The organism is Kitasatospora sp. NPDC087314 (assembly GCF_044744365.1).
Taxonomy (GTDB): Bacteria; Actinomycetota; Actinomycetes; order Streptomycetales; family Streptomycetaceae; genus Kitasatospora.
Genome location: NZ_JBIUYE010000016.1, coordinates 114,480 through 137,276, shown reverse-complemented (window position 1 = coordinate 137,276; position 22,797 = coordinate 114,480). Strand labels below are relative to the sequence as shown.

The window sequence follows — 22,797 nt, the reverse complement described above, 5'->3', positions numbered from 1 at the left end:
CTAGCTCACCGGGCCGGTACCTCGTTGGCCGGTGGTGTCGCGGACGCCGCCGGGGTGTTGGTGGCGGCGGGGGTGGTGGGCGTGCCGGGCGGGTGGGTGGGCCGGGTGTGGGTGGGTCGGGCGGTGGGGCTGGGCTGCTCCTGGGTGGGGGTGGACTGGGGTGCCGGCGGGCTGGGGGCGGTCGGGTCGGGGACGGGGTCGCCGGTGGGGGCGGGCGCGCTGGGGGCGCGGGTGGGGGCGCGGGTGGGAGTGCCGGGTGCGGGTGCGGGGGCGCTGGTGGGGGGTTCCTCGGCGGTGGTGGTGGGCACGGGGGCGGTCGGCCTGGGGGTGCTGGTGGCGCTGCTGCTCGGGCTGTAGCTGGGGGTGGGGGTGTCGCGGCCGGTCTGCAGGTCGAACTGCTGGGTGGCGGTGCCGTTGAGGGCGGCGGCCATGTAGGCGGTCCAGATCTGGGTGGGGAAGGTGCCGCCGTTGATCCGGGTGAGTCCGGCGGTGCCGGCCAGCGGTTCCTTGGCGTGGGTCTTCGGGTTCTCGCGGAACAGGCCGACGGTGGTGGCGAGTTCGGGGGTGTAGCCGGCGAACCAGGCGGAGAGGTTGGAGTCGGTGGTGCCGGTCTTGCCGGCGGCGGGGCGGCCGAGGTCGAGGGCGGCGGCGCCGGTGCCGCGGAGGCTGATGACGTCGCGCAGGACGTCGGTGACGGCGTCGGCGTAGGAGCGGTCGATGGCGTCGACGGGGGTGTGGTCGGGCATCTTGGGGACGTCGACGGCGCCGCCGGTGTGGACGCGTTCGAGTTTGAGGACGGACCACGGGGCGTTCGCCTGGCCGTGGTTGGCGAGGGTGGCGTAGGCGCCGGCCAGGTCGATGGCGCTGGGGGTGGCGGTGCCGAGGGTCATCGAGGTGTTGGCCGGGTCCATGCCGCGGACGTTGTCGGGGATACCGAGTTTGACGGCGGTGTCGCGGACGCGGGCGAGGCCGGCGTCGACGCCTTCCTGGGCGTAGACGGAGTTGACGGACTTCACCATGGCGTAGCGCAGGGTGATGTCGCCGTAGTCGATGTCGTCCTCGTTGGGCGGCGCGTAGGGGGTGGGACCACCGGTGACGGGGCGTTCGCTGGTGCCGTCGTAGTGGGTGTCGGGGGTGATCCGCGTTCCGTCGAGGGCGTGTTGGGCGATGAGGCCGGCGGCGAGGTCGATGGGTTTGAAGGTGGAGCCGATCTGGTTGTCCTGGCGCAGGGCGTCGTTGTAGGGCTGCTTGGCGTAGTCGGGGCCGCCGTAGACGGCGACGACGCGGCCGGTGGCGGGTTCGACGGAGGCGCCGGCGACCCGGACGTCGGTGTCGGTGGTGGGGCGGGTCCGGGGGTCGAGTTCGTCGGTGAGCTCGTCCTGGACGGCCTTGCTGAAGGCGTCCTGCTTGGGCTTGTCGAAGGTGGTGGTGATGCGCCAGCCGCCGGCCTTGAGGGTGGCGGTGTCGATGATGCCGGCGGAGACGAGGTAGTCGTCGGCGACGCCGACGAGGTAGCCGGCCTGGCCGGAGAGGCCGGTGGCGGGCTGGGGGTCGTTCGGTTCGGGGAAGGTGGTGGCGGCGCGTTCGGCGTTGGTGAGGAAGCCGAGTTGGACCATGCCGTCGAGGGTGTAGTTCCAGCGGGCGATGGCCTTCTCGCGGTTGGCGGGGGTGGCGGTCTTGACGTCGTAGCTGCTGGGGGCCTGGAGGAGGGAGGCGAGGTAGGCGCCCTGGGCGAGGGTGAGGGCGGAGACGTCGACGCCGTAGTAGGCGTGGGCGGCGCTCTGGATGCCGTAGGCGCCGCGGCCGAAGTAGCTGCTGTTGAGGTAGCCGGTGAGGATGTCCCGCTTGTCGCGCTGCTGGTCGACCTTGAGGGCGATGAAGAGTTCGCGGCCCTTGCGCTCGATGGTCTTGTCCTGCGTCAGGTAGTAGTTCTTGACGTACTGCTGGGTGATGGTGGAGCCGCCCTGCATGCCCTTGCCGGTGAGGGTGTTCCAGCCGGCCCGGAGCATGCCCTTCAGGTCGATGCCGCGGTTGCGGTAGAAGGTGCGGTCCTCGGCGGAGACGACGGCGTGCTGGGTCTGCAGCGGGATCTGGTCGATGGTGACGTCGGTGCGGTTGACGGCGCCGGTGCGGGCGATCTCGGTGGTGCCGTCGGCGTAGAGGTAGATGTTGTTCTGGGCGACGGCGTGGGCGTTGGGGTCGGGGACCGGGACGATGACGTAGAGCACGGCGAAGGCGCCGACGGCGAGGAGCAGCACGGCGGCGAGGGTGCCGAGGGTGATCCGCCAGGTGGGCAGGATCCGGCGCCAGCGGGGGAGGGCGCGGCGGGCCGCGCGGCGGGCGGCTCGTTTGGCCTGGCGCCGGGTGCTCAGGGTCATGCCGCGATTATGTGCTATTTGACGGGCACTCAGGGGTCGGTCCGGGTTTGGCGTGCGTGGGAAAACGGGGTGCGGCGGCTGATCGTCGGCGGTACGGTGAAAGATGCAAACCACATAGCGCACCCAGTTCTGACAGCTCCGCCCGTTCGGCCCGGTACCCCCGGGTTCGGCCGGTCGGGGCCACTGCGGCGTGCGCGGACGTCTGCGGGCACCCGCCTGCCCGTATTTGTCGACAAGGAGACAATATGCTGAACGCCGCACCCGTGGAGGCGCAGGTCGGACGCCCTCCCGACCCCGGCCCCGACCCCGACCCCGGCCTCGGTCCCACCGGGCTCGCCTCCGCGCTCGGGCTCTACGCCGCCGTCGCCCGCGGCGCCTTCCGCCGCTACTCCACCTACCGGGCCGCCACCCTGGCCGGCACCTTCACCAACACCGTCTTCGGCATCATCCTGGCCTCCTCCTTCCTCGCCCTCTGGCAGGCCCGCCCCAACCTCGGCGGCTACGACCAGAGTCAGGCCGTCACCTACATCTGGGTCAGCCAGGCCCTGCTGGTCACCGTCGCGGTGTGGGGCGGCGGCTTCCAGGACGACGTCCAGGACCGCTTCCGCAGCGGGGACATCGCCGTCGACCTCTACCGCCCGGTCGACTTCCAGGGCTGGTGGCTGGCCACCGACCTCGGCCGGGCCGCCTTCCAGCTGCTGGTCCGCGGCACCGTGCCGCTGCTGATCGGCGCGCTGGTGTTCCGCACCCGGATGCCCGAGCAGCCGGTGACCTGGGTGGTCTTCCTGCTCTCGGTACTGCTCGCGGTGGTGGTCAGCTTCGGGCTGCGCTTCCTGGTCTCGATCACCGGCTTCTGGCTGCACGACTCGGAGGGGGTGCGCTCGGTGATGCTGGTGGTCTCGATGTTCTTCTCCGGGATGCTGCTGCCGATCGCGCTCTTCCCCGGCCTGCTCGGTGAGCTCGCCCCGGTGCTGCCCTGGGCGGCGCTGGTGAAGGTGCCGACCGACGTGTTCCTGGAGCGCGCGACCGGCACCGGCCTGGTCGGCGCGCTCGGCTTCCAGCTCGCCTGGGCCGTCGCCCTGCTCGCCGCGGGCCGGGGCGCCCAGTGGCTGGCGACCCGCAAGGTGGTGGTGCAGGGTGGCTGAGCCCCTGCTCGCCCGGACCGGCTGGGCGGTCCGCTCCTGGTGGCTGTGCGCCCGGATGTGGATGCGCTCGATGATGGCCTACCGGGCCTCGTTCGCGCTGAACCTGCTGGCCAGCCTGGTCACCCACTCGCTGGACTTCGTGGTGCTGGTGCTGATGTTCCGGCACACCGACCAGCTCGGCGGCTGGCGCCTGCCGGAGATCGCCTTCCTCTACGCCACCGCGACCTTCGCCCTCGGCGTGGCCAACATGCTGGTCGGCTCGGTCGACGGCCTCGGCGTGCGGATCGTCAACGGGTCGCTGGACACCATGCTGATCCGGCCCGCGCCCGCGCTCGCCCAACTGTGCGCCGAACGCTTCTCGCTGCGCCGGATCGGCCGCCCGCTCCAGGCCCTGGCGGTGCTCGCCTGGTCGCTGGTCACCCTGGACGTGCACTGGACCTGGGACCGCGTGCTGCTGGTGCCCGCCCTGCTGGTCTGCGGCAGCGTCATCTTCGGCGCGATCTTCGTCGGCGGCGCGACCGTGCAGTTCTGGTGGGGGGAGTCCAAGGAGATCCAGAACTCCTTCACCTACGGCGGCGCGACCCTGCTGCACTACCCGCCGACCATCTTCGCCAAGGAGCTGGTGGCCGGCGTGGTCTTCGGCGTCCCGCTGGCCTTCGTCAACTGGCTGCCCGCCCTGCACGTCCTCGGCCGGCCCGACCCGCTCGGCCTGCCCACCGCCTTCCAGTTCGCCTCCCCGCTCGCCGCCGCGCTCTGCGTCGCCGCCGCCGGACTCGCCTGGCGGGCCGGACTGCGCGCCTACCGCGGCACCGGCAGCTGAACCCGCCCTCCACGCAAGGAACTTCCATGGCACTGATCGAACTCGACGACGTCCGCCGCACCTTCACCGTGCGGGCCCGCACCGGCCGGTTCAGCCGGGAGAAGCGCGAGGTGCGCGCGGTGGACGGGCTGAGCTTCACCGTCGAGGCCGGCGAGTGCGTCGGCTACATCGGCCCCAACGGCGCCGGCAAGTCGACCACCATCAAGATGCTCACCGGCATCCTCGTGCCCAGCGGCGGGCGGCTACGCGTCGCCGGGGTGGACCCGGCCCGCGAACGCGTCGCGCTGGCCCGCCGGATCGGCGTCGTCTTCGGCCAGCGCACCACCCTCTGGTGGGACCTGCCGCTGCGCGACTCCTTCGAGCTCGCCCGCCGGATCTACCGCATCCCCGACCGGCGATATCGCGAGAACCTCGGCCGCTGCGTCGAACTGCTCGACCTGGAAGGACTGCTGGACACCCCCGTCCGGCAGCTCTCGCTCGGCCAGCGGATGCGCGGCGACCTCGCGGCGGCGCTGCTGCACGACCCGCAGGTGCTCTACCTGGACGAGCCGACCATCGGCCTGGACGTGGTCAGCAAGGGGAAGGTGCGGGAGTTCCTGCGCGAGGTGAACCAGGACCGGGGCACCACGGTGCTGCTCACCACCCACGACCTGACCGACATCGAGCAGCTCTGCGGCCGGGTCATGGTGATCGACCACGGCCGGGTCGTCTACGACGGCGGGCTGGACGGGCTGCACGCCACCGGGCGCAGCGAGCGCACCCTGGTGGTCGACCTGGCCGAGGCCCGGCCCGCGATCGAGGTGGCCGGCGCCCGGGTGGTGAAGGTCGAGGGGCCGCGCCAGTGGCTGGCCTTCCCGGCGCAGCAGAGCGCGGCGCCGATCGTGGCGGCGGTGGCCGAGCGCTACCCGCTGGTGGACCTGTCGGTGCGCGAGCCGGCGATCGAGGACGTGATCGCGCGGATGTACGCGGAGGTGGCGATCGGCTGACGCCTGGCGGGTACCTCCCGCCCGATCCGGCCGGGCGTTCGACCGCCGTACCTCCGGTCGGCTGCGGCCACCCGTCCGGGGAGGGCACGTGACTCCCCGGCGGGTGGCCGAGTTGATGTTGCATCGCTCGGCGAACCGCACACCGGAGGGCAGCGTTTCTCGATGGCCGGACCCGATGTGACCGTGGTGGTCGCGGTCTACAACACCATGCCCTACCTCACCGCCTGCCTGGACTCGCTGGTCGGGCAGACCCTGGCGCCCGGGCGCCTTGAGGTGGTGGTCGTCGACGACGGCTCCACGGACGGCGGCGAGGCCGTACTGGACGACTACGCCGCCCGCCACCCCGGCCTGTTCCGGGTGGTGCACCAGCCCAACTCGGGCGGCCCGGCGGCCCCCACCAACCGGGGCGTGGCGCTGGCCCGCGGCCGCTACGTGCTCTTCCTCGGCGCGGACGACTGGCTCGGCGCCGAGGCGCTGGAGCGGCTGGTCGCGGCGGCCGACGCCTGGGGGTCGGACGTGCTGGTGCCCAAGCAGGTGGGGGTGAACGGGCGGCTGGTGCCGCAGGGGATCTTCCACGCCGACGCGGAGTCCGTCGGCTTCACCGACTCGGCGCTGGCCTGGGCGCTGGCCGACACCAAGCTGTTCCGGATGGACCTCATCCGGCGCCACGGGCTGCGCCGCAACGAGGAGTTGAAGGTCTTCTCGGATCAGCCGTTCACCCTGGAGGCCTGTCTGCGGGCGGCCCGGGTGTCCGTCCTCGCCGACTACGACTGCTACTTCCTGGTGCTGCGCGAGGACCGGGGCAACGTCACCCAGCGGGCCGGGGTGCTGGACCGGCTGCGCGGGATCGCGGCGCTGCAGCAGGTCGCCGCCGATCTGGCCGAGCCCGGCGAGGAGTTGGACGCGATCAGGGCCCGCAGCTTCGCCTGGGACGTGCCGCGGCTGCTCCAGGACGACTTCCTGCTGCTGGACGACGCCGTCCAGCAGCAGGTGTGCGCCGAGGTCGGCCGCCTGGTCGAGCGCTTCGGCGCCCGCGCGGTCTACCCGCGGCTGCCCGTCGCCGAGCGGCTGCGGCTCGAACTCGCCGCCGCCGTAAGGCCGGAGGCGCTGCGCGACCTGATCCGGTACGAGGCCGCGCACGGCGACCCGCCGGTGGTCGTGGACGGGCGGCGGCACTACGCGGGCTACCCGGCGTTCCGGGACGCCCGGCTGGGGCTGGCGGACGAGGTCTTCCTGCTGCACGAGGAGCCGGAGCCGCTGCCGGCCGGGGTCCCGCCGCTCAACCTGGCCCAGCAGCTGTGGCGCGGCGCCGTGCCGGTGCAGCTGCGGCGCGGGCTGCGGCGCTATCCGGTGTGGCGCCGGCTGGCCAACACGGTGAACGGAGGGCGGGGATGAGCACGGACGTCTGTGTGGTCGGGCTGGGCAAGCTGGGCCTGCCGCTGGCCGTGCAGTTCGCGCTGAAGGGGCACCGGGTGACGGGGGCGGACATCGCCCCCGGGGTCGTCCACAGCGTCAACCAGGGCGTGCCGTCGTTCCCCCGGGAGGCGGGTCTGGACGAGGCGCTGAAGCGGGTGGTCGCCGAGGGCCGGCTGCGGGCCACCACCGACACCACGGCGGCGGTCGCCGCCGCCGAGGCCGTGGTGCTGGTCGTCCCGCTGGTCACCGCCGCCGACGGCACCCCGGACTTCGTCCTGCTGGACGCGGCCACCGACGCGGTGGCCGCCGGGCTGCGCCGGGGCACCCTGGTCAGCTACGAGACCACGCTGCCGGTCGGCGTCACCCGGGGCCGCTGGGCTCCCCGGCTGGCGGCCGGCTCCGGGCTCGCCGCCGGCGCGGACTTCGCGCTGGTGTTCAGCCCGGAGCGGGTCCGCACCGGGCGGGTCTTCGCGGACCTGCGGCGCTACCCCAAGCTGGTCGGCGGCGTCGACGCCGCCTCGACCCGGCGCGGCGCCGAGTTCTACCGGGCGGTGCTGGACTTCGACCCGCGCCCCGACCTGCCCCGGCCCAACGGCGTCTGGGAGCTGGCCTCGGCGGAGGCGGCCGAGTTCGCCAAGCTCGCCGAGACCACCTACCGGGACGTCAACATCGCGCTGGCCAACCAGTTCGCGCGCTACGCCGACCGGGTCGGGGTGGACTTCGCGGAGATCGCCGACGCGTGCAACTCGCAGCCGTACAGCCACCTGCACCGGCCCGGCATCGCGGTCGGTGGGCACTGCATCCCGGTGTACCCGCGGCTGTACCTGTGGAACGACCCGGGCGCGACGGTCGTCCGGGCCGCCCGGGAGGCCAACCTGGAGATGCCCGGGTACGCGGTCGGGGTGCTGGACGGCGCGCTGGCGGGCGGGATCGCCGGGCAGGGCGTGCTGGTGCTCGGGGCGGCGTACCGGGGCGGGGTCAAGGAGACCGCGTACTCGGGGGTGTTCCCGCTGGTCGAGGCGGTCCGGGCGGCGGGGGCTCGGCCGTACGTCAGCGACCCGCTGTACCGGGGCGAGGAACTGGCGGCGCTCGGGCTGCCCCCGTACGGCGGGGAGCCGGTGGCGGCTGCGGTGCTCCAGGCGGACCACCCGGAGTACCGGGGGCTGGCGCCGGAGGACCTGCCGGGGGTGCGGGTGCTGCTGGACGGGCGGCGGTGCACGGACCCGGAGCGGTGGGCGGTCGCGGGGGTGCGGCGGATCGTGCTGGGCGGGGCGTGAGGGGAGCGCGAGGGGGCTTGAGAGGACGGCACGCCGGGGGGAACGGGGCGTGACCGGGCGCGCCCCCGGCGCGTGATCGTGGGGCGCGCCCTCGCCCGCGCCGGGCAACGGGCAGACTGGCGGGGTGAGTGACGAAGCCTTCAGCGGTACGGGCCCCGGGGTCCGGTTCACCGCCGCCGACGAGCAGAAGAGACGTGGCGTCCGCCGGATGAAGACCATCGCGACCGGCCTGCTGGCCTTCGCGTCCCTGGTCTTCGCCCTCGCCACCTGGGCCAAGGCGGCCGGCGCCGGCGCCTGGGCCGGGTACGTGGCGGCGGCCGCCGAGGCGGGCATGGTCGGCGCGCTGGCCGACTGGTTCGCGGTGACCGCGCTGTTCCGCCGCCCGTTCGGCCTGCCGATCCCGCACACCGCGATCATCCCGACCAAGAAGGACGCCTTCGGGCGCTCGCTCGGCGAGTTCGTCGGCGAGAACTTCCTCGCCGGCCACGTGGTGCGCGGCCGCCTCGCCTCGCTCGGCATCGGTCGGCGGCTGGGGGAGTGGCTGGCCGCGCCGGGCAGCGCCGAGCGGGTCACCAAGGAGGCCTCGGCGGCGCTGCGCGGGGTGCTCGCGGTGCTGCGGGACGACGACGTGCAGGCGGTCGTCGCCGAGGCGGTGACCAGGCGGGCGGCGGCGACCTCGGTGGCCGAGCCGATGGGCCGGATGCTGGGCAAGGTGGTCGCCGACGGCGGGCACCACGGCATGGTGGACCTGGTGGCCGTCCGGGCGCACGGCTGGCTGACCACCAACCACGAGGAGGTGGTCCGGCGGGTCAGCCAGAAGACCCCCGGCTGGACGCCCAAGTTCATCGACCACCAGGTCGGCGAGCGGGTCTACAAGGAACTGATGCGGTTCGTCACCGACATCCGGGACGATCCGGACCACCCGGCCCGCGGCGCCATCGACAACTTCCTCGCCGACTTCGCGACCGAGCTGCAGACCGACCCGGAGACCATCGCCCGGGTCGAGCGGGCCAAGGTGGAGCTGCTGGCCCGGCCCGAGGTGCAGGACCTGATCGCCTCCACCTGGGCGGCCGTCCGCACCCTGGTGCTCAACGCGGCCGAGGACGAGGACAGCGAACTGCGCCGGCGCATCCGCGACGGCGTGGGCGGCTTCGGCGCGCGCCTGGCGACCGACGCCAAGCTCCAGGCCAAGGTGGACGGCTGGCTCCAGGACGCCGCGCAGTACCTGGTGGACACCTACCGCACCGAGATCACCTCGCTGATCTCCGAGACGGTGGCGGGCTGGGACGCCGACGACGCCTCCCGGAAGATCGAGGCCAACGTGGGCCGTGACCTGCAGTTCATCCGGATCAACGGCACCGTGGTCGGCGCCCTGGCCGGGCTGCTCATCCACACCGTCGCGGTCGCCCTCGGCGGGTGATCCCCGCTTCGGCCTATTCTTGGCCGACATCGTCGAGACGCGCGTAGAAGGAAGAGGGAACCACCGTGGTCCAGCCGGACGGAAGTCGGATCGGAAACCCCACTGGTGCCGGGGGCATCGAGGCGTTCATCGCCGGGATGCCCAAGGCGGAGCTGCACGTCCACCACGTGGGCTCGGCCTCGCCGCGCATCGTCGCCGAGCTGGCCGCCCGCCACCGCGGCCAGTCGAAGGTGCCGACCGACCCGGCGGCGCTCGCCGAGTACTTCACCTTCACCGACTTCGCCCACTTCATCGAGGTCTACCTGAGCGTCGTGGACCTGATCCGCGACGCCGAGGACGTCCGCGCGCTCACCTACGGCGTGGCCGAGGACATGGCGCGCCAGAACATCCGGTACGCCGAGCTGACCCTCACCCCGTACTCCTCGGTCAAGCGGGGCATCCCGGACGTCGCCTTCATGGAGGCGATCGAGGACGCCCGGCTGCGGGCCGAGAAGGAGCTCGGAGTCGTCCTGCGCTGGTGCTTCGACATCCCCGGCGAGTCCGGTCTGGGGGCCGCCGAGGAGACCGCCCGGCTCGCCGTCGACCTGGCCCCCGAGGGTCTGGTCAGCTTCGGCCTGGGCGGCCCGGAGATCGGCGTGCCGCGCCCGCAGTTCAAGCCGTACTTCGACCGGGCGCGGGCGGCCGGCCTGCGCAGCGTCCCGCACGCGGGCGAGACCACCGGGCCGGAGACGGTCTGGGACGCGATCCGGGTGCTCGGCGCCGAGCGCATCGGGCACGGCACGCAGTCGGTGCAGGACCCGGCGCTGCTGGAGTACCTGGGCGAGCACCGGATCCCGCTGGAGGTCTGCCCGACCTCCAACATCGCCACCCGGGCGGTGGAGCGGATCGAGGAGCACCCGATCAAGCGGATGGTGGACGCCGGGCTGCTGGTCACGATCAACAGCGACGACCCGCCGATGTTCGGCACCGACCTCAACACCGAGTACGCGGTCGCCGCGCGGCTGCTGGACCTGGACGAGGCCGGGGTGGCGGCGCTGGCGCGCAACGCGGTCGAGGCGTCCTTCCTGGACATGGCCGGCAAGGCCCGGCTGGTGGGCGAGATCGACACGTACCTGGCGGGCTGGCAGGCCTGACCCCTCCCGGCGAACCGCCCCGTCGGCCTCGGCCGGCGGGGCGGTTTCGCGTTGGTGCCGCGGCGCTCCGAGCCGTGATGCCAAAGTGGTGTCACCAATGGCTCGACATGGCACCACTGCTGTGCCATGCTTAAGCCATGGACCTCACGCCGTACGTCGAAAACCTTCGGAACGAGCTCGCGGTGGCCGCGGGCACGGGCGGGGACGAAGCCCGCGCGCTGGCCGAGCGGCTCACGCTCCCGCTGGAGTCGGCCGTGCGGCTCACCCTGCTCAACGCGCTCTCGGCCGCCATGGGCGAAGTCACCCGTGACCTCGCCCCGGGCTCGGTGGACGTGCGCCTGCGCGGGCTCGACCCGGAGTTCGTGGTGACCGTACCGCCCGGCTCCGACGCCTTCCACGGCGAGGTGTCGCCCGTGGTGCCGCCGATGGCGCCACCGATGATGCCGGTGGCACCGCCCGTGGTGCCGGAGTCGGACGAGACGGGCACCGCCCGGATCAACCTGCGCCTGCCCGCGAACCTCAAGGCCCGGGCCGAGGAGGCCGCCGGACAGGAGGGCCTCTCCCTCAACACCTGGCTGGTCCGGGCCGTCGCCGGCGCGCTGGAGGGCGGCCAGCCGGCCGTCCGCTCGGCCGCCCACCTCGGCACCCGCACCTCGCGCGGCGTCGGTGGTCAGGGCTTCACCGGCTGGGTCCACTAACGCTTCCGCACCATCTGAACCTTCTGCACCTTCAACGTCACCCCCGCTCCGACCGGCGGGAACACTCACGAGAGTCAAGAGGACGGGACAGCCATGCCTACGTACGAGACCGGCGGACCGATCTCCGCCGCCCTGGAGTTCGAAATCGGCTCGGTGTGGATCAAGGCGAGCAAGCGCACCGACGCCGTGGTCGAGGTCCGGCCCGCCAACACGGCCAGGGAGGCGGACGTCAAGGCCGCCGAGCTGACCGAGGTCGACTACTCCGGAGGTCGGCTCACCCTCAAGGGTCCCAAGCAGCGCACGGTGTTCTCCAGCAAGAAGGGCTCGATCGAGATCCTGATCGAGCTGCCGTCCGGCTCCGAGGTGCACGCCGACTCCCCGATGGCGGACTTCGTCACCGAGGGTCCGCTGGGAGACTGCCGGCTGAAGACCTCCCTCGGCCGGATCCAGCTCGACCGGGCCGAGAGCGTGCGACTCAAGACCGACCATGGGGACATCCGGGTCGGCACGATCGCCGGGGACGCCGAGGTGTCCGGCTGCGGCCGGATCGAGATCGGCGCCGTCGCGGGCGAGCTGACGGTCAAGAACAGCAACGGCGACACCGAGATCGACGAGGTGCAGGGCGAGCTGAAGGCCAACGCCTCCAACGGACGGATCCACGTCGGCCTCGCCGGGGCGGGCGTGGACGCCAAGTCGGCGAACGGCCACATCCGGCTCGGCCGGGTGGTCCGCGGCAAGGTCACCCTGCAGACCGCCGTGGGGGACCTGGAGGTCGGCATCGCGGAGGGCACGGCGGCCTGGCTCGACGTGCACAGCAAGTTCGGCGTCGTCCGCAACTCCCTCGGCGCGTCGGAGGGCCCGGGCGACGCCCGGGAGACGGTCGAGGTCCGCGGCCAGACCCAGGTCGGCGACGTCATCGTCCGGAGGGCGTGATGGCGGCGATCTCGGCGGTCGGACTGACCAAGTCCTACGGCGACAAGGCCGTGCTGAACGGCATCGACCTGGAGATCCCGTCGGGTAGCGTGTTCGCCCTGCTCGGGCCGAACGGCGCCGGCAAGACCACCACCGTGCAGATCCTCTCCACCCTGATCCCGGCCGACGGCGGGGTGGCCCGGGTGGCCGGGCACGACGTGGTCCGCCAGGCCGACCAGGTACGGGCGGCGATCGGTGTCACCGGGCAGTTCTCGGCGGTGGACAACCTGCTCACCGCCGAGGAGAACCTGATGCTCATGGCGGACCTCAATCACCTCCGCCGTCGGGAGGGGCGGAGGCGGGCGGAGGAACTGCTGCGGCGCTTCGACCTCACGGAGGCGGCGCGCAAGCCGGTCGTCACCTTCTCGGGCGGCATGCGGCGCAAGCTCGACCTGGCGATGACGCTGGTCGGCGATCCGCGGGTGATCTTCCTCGACGAGCCGACCACCGGGCTGGACCCGCGCAGCCGGCGGACGATGTGGGAGATCATCCGGGGGCTGGTCGCCGACCACGGGGTGACGATCTTCCTCACCACCCAGTACCTGGAGGAGGCCGACGAACTCGCCGACCGGATCGCCGTCCTGGACGGCGGGCGGATCGTCGCCGAGGGCACGGCGGAGGAGTTGAAGCGGATCGTCCCCGGCGGGCGGATCCGGCTCCAGTTCGCGGACGCGGCGCACCTGGGCGTCGCCGCCGGGCTGTTCGACTACGCGACGGCCGACCCGGAGGCGCTGCGGCTCGACATCCCGGGGAACAACTCCGTCCTCACCGTCAAGGCCGTGCTGGACGCGCTCGACAACGCCTCCGTGCGGGCCGAGTCACTGGTCGTGGAGACGGCCGATCTGGACGACGTGTTCCTCACACTGACCGGAGAGGGAGCCCGATGAGTGCGACGACCTACGTGGTCGGCGATTCGCTGACCATGCTGCGCCGGAACCTCAAGCACGCGCTGCGGTACCCGTCCCTGACCTTCGCGGTCGTGGTGATGCCCGTGATGATGCTGCTGCTGTTCAACTACGCCTACGGCAGCACGCTCGGCGCGGGCATCGGAGGCGGCAGCTACATCGACTACGTGGCGCCCGGCATCGTGCTGATGGCGGCCATCTCGGGATCGCTGGTCACGGCGATCGGGGTCTGCACCGACATGACGGAAGGGATCGTCAACCGCTTCCGCACGATGGCGATCTCGCGCTCGGCGTTCCTCGCGGGGCACGTGGTCGGCAGCCTGATACAGACCGTGGTCGGGCTGGTCCTGGTGATCGGCGCGGCCCTCGCCATGGGCTTCCGGCCCACCGCAGGGCCGGTGGAGTGGCTGGCCGCCGCCGGGCTGCTGGTGTTCGTCGCCCTGGCGCTGACCTGGATCTCGGCCGGCATCGGTCTGGTGGCCAAGACCGTCGAGAGTGCCAGCAACATGCCGATGCCGCTGCAGTTCCTGCCCTTCATCGGCAGCGCCATCGTCCCGACCGACTCGATGCCGACCGCCCTGCGCTGGTTCGCCGAGTACCAGCCGTTCACGCCGATCATCGAGACCCTGCGCGGGCTGCTGATGGGCACTCCGATCGGCAACAGCGCGTGGAGCGCGCTGGCGTGGTGCACCGGGCTGACGCTGCTCGGCTTCTTCTGGTCGAGGAGCGTCTTCTACCGGCGGTGACGGGGGTACGGCCGGTAGCAGGGCCCGGGCGGACAGCGATGTCCGCCCGGGCCACTGGGCTGTCCGGGCCCGGGGGCCTCTCCGGCCTCGGGGCCCGGACGAACCCTAGGCGGCGTCCATGGCGGGCAGGGGCTGCCAGCGGGCCGGGAGGCCGCGCATGAGCAGGGTGGAGTCCAGGACGGCGCTGCCGGGCGGGAAGCGGTCGGGGTCGTCGAAGAAGGACGAGGTGATTGAGAGGGGGCGGCAGGTGTCCATGTGCCAGGCGTCGGTGTCCAGGGTCATGCCGTCCAGGTGGCGGCGCCGGGTGGCGGAGTAGCCCTTGCTGCCGTTGCGGAAGAAGGCGGAGGCCTCGGCGAGGTCGGCGAAGAGCCGACTGCCGCTGAGGCCGTCGGTGCGGCCATCGGGGTAAGTGACGGCGGCGCGGACGCGGGTGGTGCCGTCCCGGCTGGTGTAGGCGATGTCGAGGCGGTCGGCGGTCTCGTGGACGTCGAAGTCGGCGCGGTGGTGCACCCCGGGGAACAGCCGTCCGCCGACCAGGGTGCTCAGCCGGGAGGTGGTGTCGCGGCGCGGGATGTAGACGCCGGTCTCGACCCCGAGCGGGCCGTCCCACTCGACGGCGAAGCGGTGGGCGGCGTTCTCGCTGTGGAGGCCCGCGCGGACGGGCGACCAGGCCGGCCGTACGTCGCCCAGCCGGATGAGGCAGATGCCGCCGACGGCGTGGCCGCGGATCAGCTGCGGGCGGAGCGGAGCGGGCAGGTGGTGGGCGGCGACGCCCGGGTCGAGGCGGTAGTTGACGAGGAGTCGGCGCTCGACGGTGCTGGCGACGTTCGGCCGGATCATGGTCCCCCCTCAGGGCGTGGCCCGTTGACGGGGACATCATGGCAGGAGATTTGAACACGTTCAACGCCGATCCGGCAGTGGCTCGGTGGCCGTGGCCGTACCCCGGAGCCGAGCAGGCCCCCGCGCGCGGATTCGGCGACGGGGGCCTGCCACGGTCAGGTCGGGGTGCCGTGCGTCACCACGTGTCGATGCCCATGGTCTTGGCCGCGTTGTGGATGGCGTTGTAGTGGTCGTGGGACATGCCGGACTTCTTCTCCTTCTCGGGGAGGTTCTTGTCCGCGGCCCGGAACTCGTCCCGGGAGCCGGCGAGGAGGCTCGTCCCGTAGGAGACCGGGACGTCGTTCTTGCCGTGGACCGGGTGGGACTTGGCGGCCGACTGGCTGCCGGCCTTGGCCAGGATGCTGCGGGCCTGGTTGTACGCGTCGGCCTTGACCGTCTTCGGGTTGCGGAGCTGTGCCTGCACGCCGGCCACCGGCTGGGCCTGTTCGGCGGCCATCGCGGCCGGGGCGACGGCGACGCCGAGCGCTCCGGCGGCGGCGACGGTCACGAGTGCGTTCCGGACGATCCTCTTCATGCGAATCCTGCCCTTCACAATGATGGAGAAGAAATGATTTTCGGAATTCAACGATCCGTCTCCGCCCGGGACTGGGAGACGGGCGGAGCGCGAACACCTCGCCACTACCCCCGCCGTCGACGGCGGGAAACCGGATCGCGTTCGGAATCCCTGAAAGCGATCGGATCAAGCCGTTATCGGAACGGCTGAAGTGTGATTGTCGGATACGTCTAGGACTGAGATCACGTCACGATCACGGGACCAGGACGGTGCGGCCGTCGCTAACGCCTCGGGCCTCCGACGCTGTAGACCACGGTGCCCAGGACGGCCAGGACGAGGGCCGTCCAGGTGCCGGCCGCCGTGCCGGGCGGCAGCATCATCCAGGCCAGCACCTGCGTCGCCGTGTTCGTCGTGGCCGGGACGAAGTAGGAGAACGACAGCCACGCGAACGGCAGGATCCACGCGTACTGCGCCCCGAACCAGGCCGCCCCGATGGCGGCGAGTCCCATCAGCCCCGCGCTGTTGCGCACGACGAAGGAGGCGGGGGCCGACTGCTCGCCCATCGTCTGCACCGCCAGCAGCACCGCGCCGATGAGCACGCCGCCGAGCAGCACGTGCGCCGCCCTGCGGAGCGTCCAGCGGATCGCTGCCGTCCGGTCCAACGCGAGGTCCTGCCCGCCGAGTCCGACCGAGACCGCCGTCGCCCCCGCGAAGAGGACGAGCGTGGACAGCCACGGACCTCCCGGGTCCCCGCCGCTGATCCGGGCGAGTGCCCACACCGCCACCGCGCTGATCACCACCACGGCGAGCGAGGCGGACGCCTGCCGCGAACGCGCGTACAGCGTCAGCCACCTCATCGGGACGCACCGCCGGCCAGTGCGGCGAGCGGGTCCGCGCAGGAGAGTGCGGCGGCGTGCATGGCACCGATCCGCCGGCGCTGCTCCGGCTGCGGCAGCGCGATGAACCTCTCCCACACCGGGCGGGCCACGGTCAGGTCGTTGGCGGCGAACCTGCTCCCGTCGAGCGGCCGGAGGTCCCCGCCGAGGACCCAGGCGGCCCCGATGCTCCGGGCGGCCTCCTCCTGCGCCGAGCCGAAGTCGGTGTCGCTGCGGGGGTGGCACACCGGGGCCATGCCCTGGCCGACCAGGGCCCGGGTCAGCTGCTCGCCCCCGGCGGCGCCGATCACCACGTCGTCGGGGTCGATGAGCACGAAGTCGCGCGACCGCTCCGTCTCGGCGTCCCGTGCCCGTGGGGCGGTGGTCCCGTGGATGGCGGCGGGCGCCTGGTCGCCCAGGGTGTCGTGCAGCAGGCGCAGCGCCTCCCTGCCGGGACCGGCCAGGTCGGCGAGCCGCGCCCGCTGGGCCGCCGTCACGCACACCGCGCCGTCGCACACCTGCGCCGCCGCGGCCCGGTCGACGACGTACGCACCGCGGGGGCTCACCGGGAACACGAGCACGGCGACGGCCCCGCCGACCAGCAGGGGGGTGAGGGCGAGCAGTCGGGCCCGCGGGGTGGCGGCGGCCAGCAGCGCGAGGCCCGTCGCGACCATGCCGAGCAGCCAGAGCGCCTGCCCGACGTGCACGGGGGCGGAGAGCGTGAGGAGCGTCTGGCGCACCTCCGCCGTCGCCGGCGCCAGCAGCGAGTAACGGTTCGGCACCGCGAACGAGGTCGGCACCGTGTCGTCCGCGCTCTGCCGCAGGAGGTTGCTGAACACGAAGGCGCCCACGGCCAGTGCGGGCGGGGTGAGGACGGAGGGCAGGGCCCGCGCGACCCCCATGCCCAGGACGGCCCCCGCGGCCAGCGCGAGCGCCCCCACCAGCGAGATGGGCAGCCAGCCGAGAGAGGTGTACGGGGCGTCGCCGGCGAGCACCTGCACCGCGCCCTGGAGGACGATGAGCGCGAAGGCCGAGACCAGGGTCAACGCCGTCGCGCCCGCCAGGACGGCTGCGCGGTGCCGTGCGGGCCGCGGGGTGCTGGAGAGCAGCTCGGACATCTTCGAGCGGGGGTCGCGCAGCCCCTGGAGCGCCCCGAGCCCCACGGCGAGCGGCCAGACGAAGGCCAGCAGGTACCGGGTCCACAGCGCCATGGAGGTCCACTGGGCCGTCCACAGCGCGTTGCCCCGCCACCACGGTCCGGACACGAGGTACAGGTACGCGAGCGCGGTCACCAGGACGACGGCGCCGGCCCACGGAGCGACGGTCCGCTTCAGCTCGATGCGCAGGATGCGGAGGTTCACCAGGCGCCCCCCGTCCGTGCGGGGTCGATCAGCAGCGCCGAGTAGCCGCGTTCCAGCGGGCTGTCGCCCACGTGCTCCGGGCCGCCGGCCGCGGCCAGTTCGTCCGGGGTGCCCTGGAAGACCAGCCGCCCCTCGGCGAAGAGCACCACGTCGGTGCAGGCGGCGGCCACGTCCTCCACCAGGTGGGTCGAGACGACCACGCAGGTGTCCGTCCCCAACTCCTGGAGCAGTTCCCGGAAGCGCAGCCGCTGCGCCGGATCCAGGCCGACCGTCGGCTCGTCCAGCAGCAGGATCGCCGGGTCGTTGACGATCGCCTGGGCGATGCCGACCCGTCGCACCATCCCGCCCGACAGGGTCTTCATCCGGTCGTCGGCGCGGTCGGCCAGGCCGACCCGGTCCACGGCGCGCTGCACCGCCGCGGGGATGTCCGGCGCGGGCACCTCCTTCAGCCAGGCCATGTACTCGACGAACTCGCGCACGGTGAAGCGCTTGTAGTAGCCGAACTCCTGCGGCAGGTAGCCGATCCGGCGGCGCAGCGCGCGATGCTCGCCCAGTCCGCCCGCGGACTCCCCGAGCAGCTCCAGCTCGCCGCCGGCGGGGCGCAGCACGGTGGCCAGGGCCCGGATGAGGCTGGTCTTGCCCGCCCCGTTGGGACCGAGCAGACCGTGGACGCCGGTGCCCAGCGACAGGTCGAGCCCGTCGACGGCCATCCGGTTCCTGCCGACCCTGACCTTCAGTCCGGTCGCCTGGATCTCCCAGGCGTAGGCCGTGGGGGCGATGTCGGCCCTGCTCACTGCGGGCGTCATGCGCGTCCTCTTCTCTCGGGGGTTCGGGGAGTTCGGGGGGCCGGGGGCCGGGGGGTTCACCGGTGGGCTCCCAGCACGGTGTAGGCGCCGCGGCGGGCGATCACGACGGTGACGCCGAGGGCGAGGATGAGTCCCCACACCGGCAGGCCGTCGGTCTGCAGGGCGACGGCCGTCCGGCTGGTGGCCAGGGTCGGCGCCACCACCACCGCGGCCCACGCGACCACCAGGGCGACGGCGGCGCGGGTCACGCCGATCACCCCGCCGAGCGCCAGGGTCATCGAGGTGAAGGCCAGGCAGGGCAGCAGCCACTGCGCGGCCGTCACCCCCGTCGCCCAGCCCCCCGCCAGCAGCGTGGGGATCACCACGGCGAGCACGGAGGCGGTGCGCCGCAGCACCAGCTGCAGCCCCGCCCTCGGCGTGGAGGCCGTCAGTTCGTAGGCCGGGTCCAGGCCGCGCGACCACGAGGCCGCCACGCCGCCCACGGGCAGGACGGGGGCGAGCAGCAGCATCAGGGACACCTGGCCGGAGCCGAGTTCCGTCAGGTCCAGCAGCAGGGCGAGCAGCGTCACGGCCAGGACCATGGCCAGCCACGGCGCCATGGCGGGCGTCGCCCACGCGGACAGCCGCGACAGCGGCGACCGGCGCCGGCGCGCCGCCCCGGGGACGGCCGCGGCCAGTTCGTGTTCGAGCTCGGACCAGACGGCTTCGGTCAGCGCCGCCACGGCGGGTGCCTCGGTCATGACGGCGGCCGACAGCCGGTCACGGCAGACCCGGCACCCCTCCAGATGGGCCTCCAGGGCCCACACCTCGTCCGCGACGAGGTTCGTGTCGCCGCGCGCGTACCCGTCGATGAGCCGTGCCGAAGCGTGTTCCACGTTCATGCGAGCGCCTCCCGCATCGCGATCCGGGCCCGGCGGGCGCGGGTCTTGACCGTTCCCTCGGGCAGTCCGAGCACGACGGCGGTCTCCCGGACGGACAGTCCGTCGAGGACCATGGCCTGCAGTACCTCCCTGAGCTCCGGCGCGAGGCGCCGCAGCGCGTCCCCGACGTCACCGCCGACGGTGGCCACCAGCGCCTCCTCCTCGGCGGCGGGAGCCACGGGGTGCGGAGCGGCGGCGGGCGGCGGCTCCGCGTGGTGGGCCCGGCGCCGGAACGCGTCGACGAGGCGGCGGGCCGCGATCGTCCACAGCCAGCCGACGGCCGTTCCCCCGGTCCGGCTCCCGGCGAAGGAGCCCGCCGCCCGCCACACCGCCAGGTACGTCTCCTGCATGACCTCGGCGACGATCTGCTGGTCGGCGCAGCGGCGCTGCAGCCGTACCGCGAGCCACGGCGACGTGCGGCGGTACAGCTCCTCGAAGGCGGCCCGGTCGCCCCGGGCCACCCGCCGTAGGAGGCGCTCCTCGTCCAGTTCCTGCGGCGATGCCGCCCCAACCCGTTTCACACCTGCTAGACGCCCGGTCGGAGCGGCGGGTTTTCCGTGGGGAGTGATCTGGGTCACGCGGGTGGTGGCGCTGCGCTCGGGGCGGATTTCAAACGACGTTTGAAAGTGGGTAGAGGAGCGCTAGTGTCGTGATCGGTGACGTCGGACCGTGAGGGGACGCTGCGTCTGACGTACGAGGGGGCGGACGGGCTCAAGGGCACGTTCGATCCGTTGGCGTGGGAACTGACGCCGGTGTCGCACGCGCCGGAGAAGACGGTGTTCGCGGGGCGGCGGAACGAGAAGGGCGCGTGGATGCCGGTGGTGTTCTACGCACTGGAGGACGGAAGCAGGTACGTGCACTTCGGCGTTCGGGCGACGGCCAAGGCGGCGTAGGCGGCCGTCGGCTGGGCGGGCCGTTTCTTGAACGGCCCGCCCAGCAGCGGGGGTCAGAGGTCGAACTCCCCGGCGCGGATGGCGGTGAGGAGGTCGCGCCATTCGTCGGTGGTGAGGTGGGCGACGGCGTCGGGCAGGAGACTGCTGCGGATGTACACGGCGTCGGAGGTGATGGCCACCTCGGGGCAGCTAGCGCCCTCACCGCACGCCTCGGGGCGCTTCCAGTCTATTGCATCCATGGCGCTAGATCTCTTTCTTGATAAGCCTGATGGCGTCACGAGACTGGCTCTCGGTAAGTGATCGCTCGGTCATCACGTCGATGATCCGGCGATAGTTCTCCATCAGCTTCAGCTCGTGAAGGAACACTGGGCCGCTGGCAGTGTCGAGTTGAACAGTGTCCAGACGGGGCACCGGCCCGTTCGCATAGATGATGCCTTGGCCTGCACCCATGAAGCCATTGGTGCTGAAGGTGATCACTCGAAGTGTCACGTGAGGCAGTTCCGAGTACTCAAGCAGCTTGTCCATCTGTCGCTTTGCAGCATCGCGGCCACCGAACAGCATGCGCAGAGCAGCCTCGTGAACCAGCGCCGAGTAGGGCTCGGCTCCCTCTCTCATCAGATAGGCCGAACGTTGAACCCGGTGCTCAACGCGGGCTTCGACGTGGCGCGGCGAGAGTGGCGGGTAGACATCCTTGAAGATCGCCCTCCCGTACTCCTCCGTCTGCATGGCGCCAGGGACGTGCGAGATCTGATACGTCCGCAGCCCCCTGGAGAAGTACTCCAGCTCGGCAATGTTGAGGAAGCCGACCGGCACGGAACCCCGGTAGTCCTCCCACCAACCCTTGTGGCGTTCCTCGGCCATGGCCCCGAGCGCCTCGATGAAGGCGATGTCGCTCTCCTCGAACTCGGAGGCGAGCATCCGCACCCGCTCAGCGGTGACCGGGTAGTTCCCCTTCTCGATCTGGGTGATCTTCGTTCGCGCAAACCCGAACAGCGCGGCAGCTTCGGCGGTCGTGCGGCTTGCGCAGTCGCGCATCTTCCGCAGCTCGGTGCCTACTCGTTCCTGCCTGGCTGACGGGGTGGTTCGTGGTGGCATGCCCCCAAGCATCCATCGCGACCCCTTGAAGGGTCCAGCAATCCATCGATCGAGTGAAGCATGGGGGTAGAAGTACCCCAACATGTACCACCAATGCCCTACAGTCTGTGATGCGCCGATCACCGAACGGGCGTCAGTGACGCTGCCCCGCATCGCAGCCCGCTCGGCGTATCCCCTTACCCCTCAGGGAGATTCCCGTGTGTAACCCCAACCTCAACTCCCCCTCCCTCACCCTCGCCCGCGAGACCCTCCGCGACGTCATGGCCCGCGCCGGCTGGCCGTCCTCCGCCGTCGTCGACGCCGAACTCGCCCTCGCCGAACTCATCGTCAACGCCTGGCGTCACGGCGAGACGACCTCCCCCGTCGTCCTCATCCTCATCCTCGACAACACCCTCCGCGTCACCGTCGCCGACCGCTCCTCCGCCTTCCCGGAACGGCGAACGCCCTCCGCCCTCGCCGAGACCGGACGAGGCCTCCAGCTCGTCGACGGCCTCACCGACCGCTGGGGCGTCGACCCCCAGAAGCTCGGCAAGAGCGTCTGGTTCGAGCTGGACTTCGAGCTGGACGGTGTCGCGTGAGCGCGCACCAGCCCATCCACCCGGCGGACCCGGCCCTGCGTCACCTCACCGGCCGGGAGATCACCCAACTCATCGTCGAACTCCGCATCGAAGGGCGCGAGTTCGGTCTCCTCTGGCCCTCCGCCAGGCCCGGTGAGACCGTCCTCAACGGCCGCGTCCTCGTCGAGCTCGGCAACATCCAGGCCAGCACCCTCATCAACCTCCTCGCGCTCCTGCGCGAGTACAAGCGCGAGCGGGACCGCCGGCGATGCTAGACCGGGCTGACCCCGCAAGAGCTGTGGATCGCACGCCCGGTCGCGCGTGGCGACACCTCCAAGGAGGTCGCCGCCGCGCTGTTCCTCAGCCCCCGCGCCGTCAGCACCCACCCGCGCAACGTCTTCCGCAAACTCGGCATCTCCTCACGGCGCGAGCTCCGGAACCGGCCTGCGACCGTGCTCCAACCGTGAGCACCGGACACGCCGCGACCTGGCGGGTGTTCAGGCCGTACCGAGTCCGGCGCCGAGCTGCTCCATGAGGGAGAAGAGGTTCGCCACCCCCCAGTGCTCGCTGATCTTTCCGTCGACCACCCGCATGGCGTCCACGGTCTCGAAGTGGACCCTCCGGCCGGTGGGTGCGATCCCGAGGAACTCGCCGCTGTGGGTGCCGTGGTAGGTCTTGAAGGTGGTGATGAGGTTGTCGTCGGCGGCCTGCCAGTGGATCTCGGCGTGGAAGTCGGGGAACGCCGCACGCAGTACCCGGTAGAGCTCCAGCGCGCCGGCCTTGTCGGGGGTGCGGCCCGGCTGGGGAGTGTGATCGACGAAGTCGTCGGCCCAGAGCTCGTCGAACAGGGCCCAGTCACCGCCGCCCTGGACCTCCTCGGTGTTGCGCCGGACGACGGCCTTGGCGGCTTCGCTCACATCGTTCTGGTTCACGGGAGGCCCTCCTGTACGGACTGTTCTGTCTGCCCGGCGTTGTCCGAGGCCGTGCTGCCCGGGCCCGGG

At 72.3% G+C, this 22,797-nt stretch carries 25 protein-coding genes and 1 pseudogene; 15 read left to right on the top strand and 11 right to left on the bottom strand.

The genetic code is table 11. The features are described 5' to 3' along the window. Positions 1-5: 5 nt before the first annotated feature. Positions 6-2,378: a transglycosylase domain-containing protein gene (locus tag ACIO5E_RS31350; protein WP_400674362.1), complete on the bottom strand. Its 2,373-nt coding sequence runs from the start codon at positions 2,376-2,378 to the stop codon at positions 6-8. A gap of 245 nt (positions 2,379-2,623) precedes the next feature. On the opposite strand from ACIO5E_RS31350, the gene ACIO5E_RS31345 reads away from it, so the two are divergent. The 11 genes from ACIO5E_RS31345 (at position 2,624) to ACIO5E_RS31295 (ending at position 13,896) form a co-directional block, all read left to right on the top strand. Beyond that, a complete protein-coding gene (locus tag ACIO5E_RS31345) occupies positions 2,624-3,523 on the top strand; it encodes an ABC transporter permease (protein WP_400674360.1) in 900 nt (299 codons plus the stop codon). A gap of 55 nt (positions 3,524-3,578) precedes the next feature. Next, positions 3,579-4,343, top strand: a complete 765-nt coding sequence (locus tag ACIO5E_RS31340) for an ABC transporter permease (RefSeq protein WP_400674559.1) — start codon at positions 3,579-3,581, stop codon at positions 4,341-4,343. A 26-nt stretch (positions 4,344-4,369) separates the two neighbouring features. Next, the gene (locus ACIO5E_RS31335) at positions 4,370-5,329 is read left to right on the top strand and encodes an ATP-binding cassette domain-containing protein (protein WP_400674357.1); all 960 of its coding nucleotides are present in this window, start codon (positions 4,370-4,372) and stop codon (positions 5,327-5,329) included. A 162-nt stretch (positions 5,330-5,491) separates the two neighbouring features. Next, a complete protein-coding gene (locus ACIO5E_RS31330; protein ID WP_400674355.1) occupies positions 5,492-6,724 on the top strand; it encodes a glycosyltransferase family 2 protein in 1,233 nt (410 codons plus the stop codon). Then, positions 6,721-8,022 carry a nucleotide sugar dehydrogenase gene (locus ACIO5E_RS31325; RefSeq protein WP_400674354.1) on the top strand — a complete coding sequence of 434 codons (1,302 nt, stop codon included), beginning with the start codon at positions 6,721-6,723 and terminating at the stop codon, positions 8,020-8,022. Before ACIO5E_RS31330 ends, ACIO5E_RS31325 begins: the two co-directional genes overlap by 4 nt. A 124-nt stretch (positions 8,023-8,146) precedes the next feature. Beyond that, entirely contained in the window at positions 8,147-9,442 is a 1,296-nt protein-coding gene (locus tag ACIO5E_RS31320) for a DUF445 domain-containing protein (RefSeq protein ID WP_400674352.1), read from the top strand. A 65-nt stretch (positions 9,443-9,507) separates the two neighbouring features. Continuing rightward, positions 9,508-10,575, top strand: coding sequence for an adenosine deaminase (locus tag ACIO5E_RS31315; protein ID WP_400674350.1), 1,068 nt, complete (start codon positions 9,508-9,510; stop codon positions 10,573-10,575). 137 nt (positions 10,576-10,712) lie between these two features. Continuing rightward, positions 10,713-11,273: a toxin-antitoxin system HicB family antitoxin gene (locus ACIO5E_RS31310; RefSeq protein WP_400674347.1), complete on the top strand. Its 561-nt coding sequence runs from the start codon at positions 10,713-10,715 to the stop codon at positions 11,271-11,273. 93 nt (positions 11,274-11,366) lie between these two features. Next, the gene (locus tag ACIO5E_RS31305; protein WP_400674345.1) at positions 11,367-12,206 is read left to right on the top strand and encodes a DUF4097 family beta strand repeat-containing protein; all 840 of its coding nucleotides are present in this window, start codon (positions 11,367-11,369) and stop codon (positions 12,204-12,206) included. Next, positions 12,206-13,132, top strand: coding sequence for an ATP-binding cassette domain-containing protein (locus ACIO5E_RS31300; protein WP_400674342.1), 927 nt, complete (start codon positions 12,206-12,208; stop codon positions 13,130-13,132). The genes ACIO5E_RS31305 and ACIO5E_RS31300 overlap by 1 nt, the downstream gene beginning before the upstream one ends. Beyond that, positions 13,129-13,896, top strand: a complete 768-nt coding sequence (locus ACIO5E_RS31295; RefSeq protein WP_400674339.1) for an ABC transporter permease — start codon at positions 13,129-13,131, stop codon at positions 13,894-13,896. Before ACIO5E_RS31300 ends, ACIO5E_RS31295 begins: the two co-directional genes overlap by 4 nt. 105 nt (positions 13,897-14,001) lie before the next feature. Here the strand turns inward: ACIO5E_RS31295 and ACIO5E_RS31290 are convergent, their stop codons facing one another. The 7 genes from ACIO5E_RS31290 to ACIO5E_RS31260 form a co-directional block, all read right to left on the bottom strand. After that, positions 14,002-14,736: a DUF2071 domain-containing protein gene (locus ACIO5E_RS31290; RefSeq protein WP_400674337.1), complete on the bottom strand. Its 735-nt coding sequence runs from the start codon at positions 14,734-14,736 to the stop codon at positions 14,002-14,004. A 175-nt stretch (positions 14,737-14,911) separates the two neighbouring features. After that, a complete protein-coding gene (locus ACIO5E_RS31285) occupies positions 14,912-15,310 on the bottom strand; it encodes a hypothetical protein (protein ID WP_400674335.1) in 399 nt (132 codons plus the stop codon). Positions 15,311-15,570: 260 nt separating this feature from the next. Beyond that, positions 15,571-16,146 carry a hypothetical protein gene (locus ACIO5E_RS31280; protein ID WP_400674332.1) on the bottom strand — a complete coding sequence of 192 codons (576 nt, stop codon included), beginning with the start codon at positions 16,144-16,146 and terminating at the stop codon, positions 15,571-15,573. Then, positions 16,143-17,525 (bottom strand): hypothetical protein, encoded by a 1,383-nt coding sequence (locus ACIO5E_RS31275; RefSeq protein ID WP_400674329.1) that lies wholly within the window; start codon positions 17,523-17,525, stop codon positions 16,143-16,145. Before ACIO5E_RS31275 ends, ACIO5E_RS31280 begins: the two co-directional genes overlap by 4 nt. Next, positions 17,522-18,331 (bottom strand): ABC transporter ATP-binding protein, encoded by an 810-nt coding sequence (locus tag ACIO5E_RS31270; protein WP_400674326.1) that lies wholly within the window; start codon positions 18,329-18,331, stop codon positions 17,522-17,524. The genes ACIO5E_RS31275 and ACIO5E_RS31270 overlap by 4 nt, the downstream gene beginning before the upstream one ends. 56 nt (positions 18,332-18,387) lie before the next feature. Further along, positions 18,388-19,212 (bottom strand): zf-HC2 domain-containing protein, encoded by an 825-nt coding sequence (locus ACIO5E_RS31265; protein ID WP_400674323.1) that lies wholly within the window; start codon positions 19,210-19,212, stop codon positions 18,388-18,390. Next, positions 19,209-19,772, bottom strand: a complete 564-nt coding sequence (locus ACIO5E_RS31260) for an RNA polymerase sigma factor (RefSeq protein ID WP_400674320.1) — start codon at positions 19,770-19,772, stop codon at positions 19,209-19,211. The genes ACIO5E_RS31265 and ACIO5E_RS31260 overlap by 4 nt, the downstream gene beginning before the upstream one ends. 135 nt (positions 19,773-19,907) lie before the next feature. Between ACIO5E_RS31260 and ACIO5E_RS31255 the strand changes: the two genes are divergently transcribed. Continuing rightward, the gene (locus ACIO5E_RS31255; RefSeq protein ID WP_400674317.1) at positions 19,908-20,144 is read left to right on the top strand and encodes a hypothetical protein; all 237 of its coding nucleotides are present in this window, start codon (positions 19,908-19,910) and stop codon (positions 20,142-20,144) included. Between the two features lie 53 nt (positions 20,145-20,197). On the opposite strand, the gene ACIO5E_RS31250 is transcribed toward ACIO5E_RS31255, so the two are convergent. Next, positions 20,198-20,383 carry a DUF397 domain-containing protein gene (locus tag ACIO5E_RS31250; protein WP_400674314.1) on the bottom strand — a complete coding sequence of 62 codons (186 nt, stop codon included), beginning with the start codon at positions 20,381-20,383 and terminating at the stop codon, positions 20,198-20,200. 4 nt (positions 20,384-20,387) lie between these two features. Next, positions 20,388-21,239 (bottom strand): helix-turn-helix domain-containing protein, encoded by an 852-nt coding sequence (locus ACIO5E_RS31245; protein WP_400674311.1) that lies wholly within the window; start codon positions 21,237-21,239, stop codon positions 20,388-20,390. Between the two features lie 197 nt (positions 21,240-21,436). Here ACIO5E_RS31245 and ACIO5E_RS31240 point away from each other — a divergent pair, with 197 nt between their 5' ends. The 3 genes and pseudogenes from ACIO5E_RS31240 to ACIO5E_RS31230 all read left to right on the top strand — a co-directional run. After that, positions 21,437-21,817, top strand: a complete 381-nt coding sequence (locus ACIO5E_RS31240) for an ATP-binding protein (protein ID WP_400674308.1) — start codon at positions 21,437-21,439, stop codon at positions 21,815-21,817. Continuing rightward, positions 21,814-22,071, top strand: a complete 258-nt coding sequence (locus ACIO5E_RS31235; RefSeq protein WP_400674306.1) for a hypothetical protein — start codon at positions 21,814-21,816, stop codon at positions 22,069-22,071. The genes ACIO5E_RS31240 and ACIO5E_RS31235 overlap by 4 nt, the downstream gene beginning before the upstream one ends. Continuing rightward, a pseudogene (locus tag ACIO5E_RS31230) lies at positions 22,072-22,263 on the top strand (helix-turn-helix transcriptional regulator); the annotation flags it as partial. A gap of 30 nt (positions 22,264-22,293) precedes the next feature. Here the strand turns inward: ACIO5E_RS31230 and ACIO5E_RS31225 are convergent. Continuing rightward, the gene (locus tag ACIO5E_RS31225) at positions 22,294-22,728 is read right to left on the bottom strand and encodes an ester cyclase (RefSeq protein ID WP_400674304.1); all 435 of its coding nucleotides are present in this window, start codon (positions 22,726-22,728) and stop codon (positions 22,294-22,296) included. Positions 22,729-22,797: the final 69 nt, after the last annotated feature.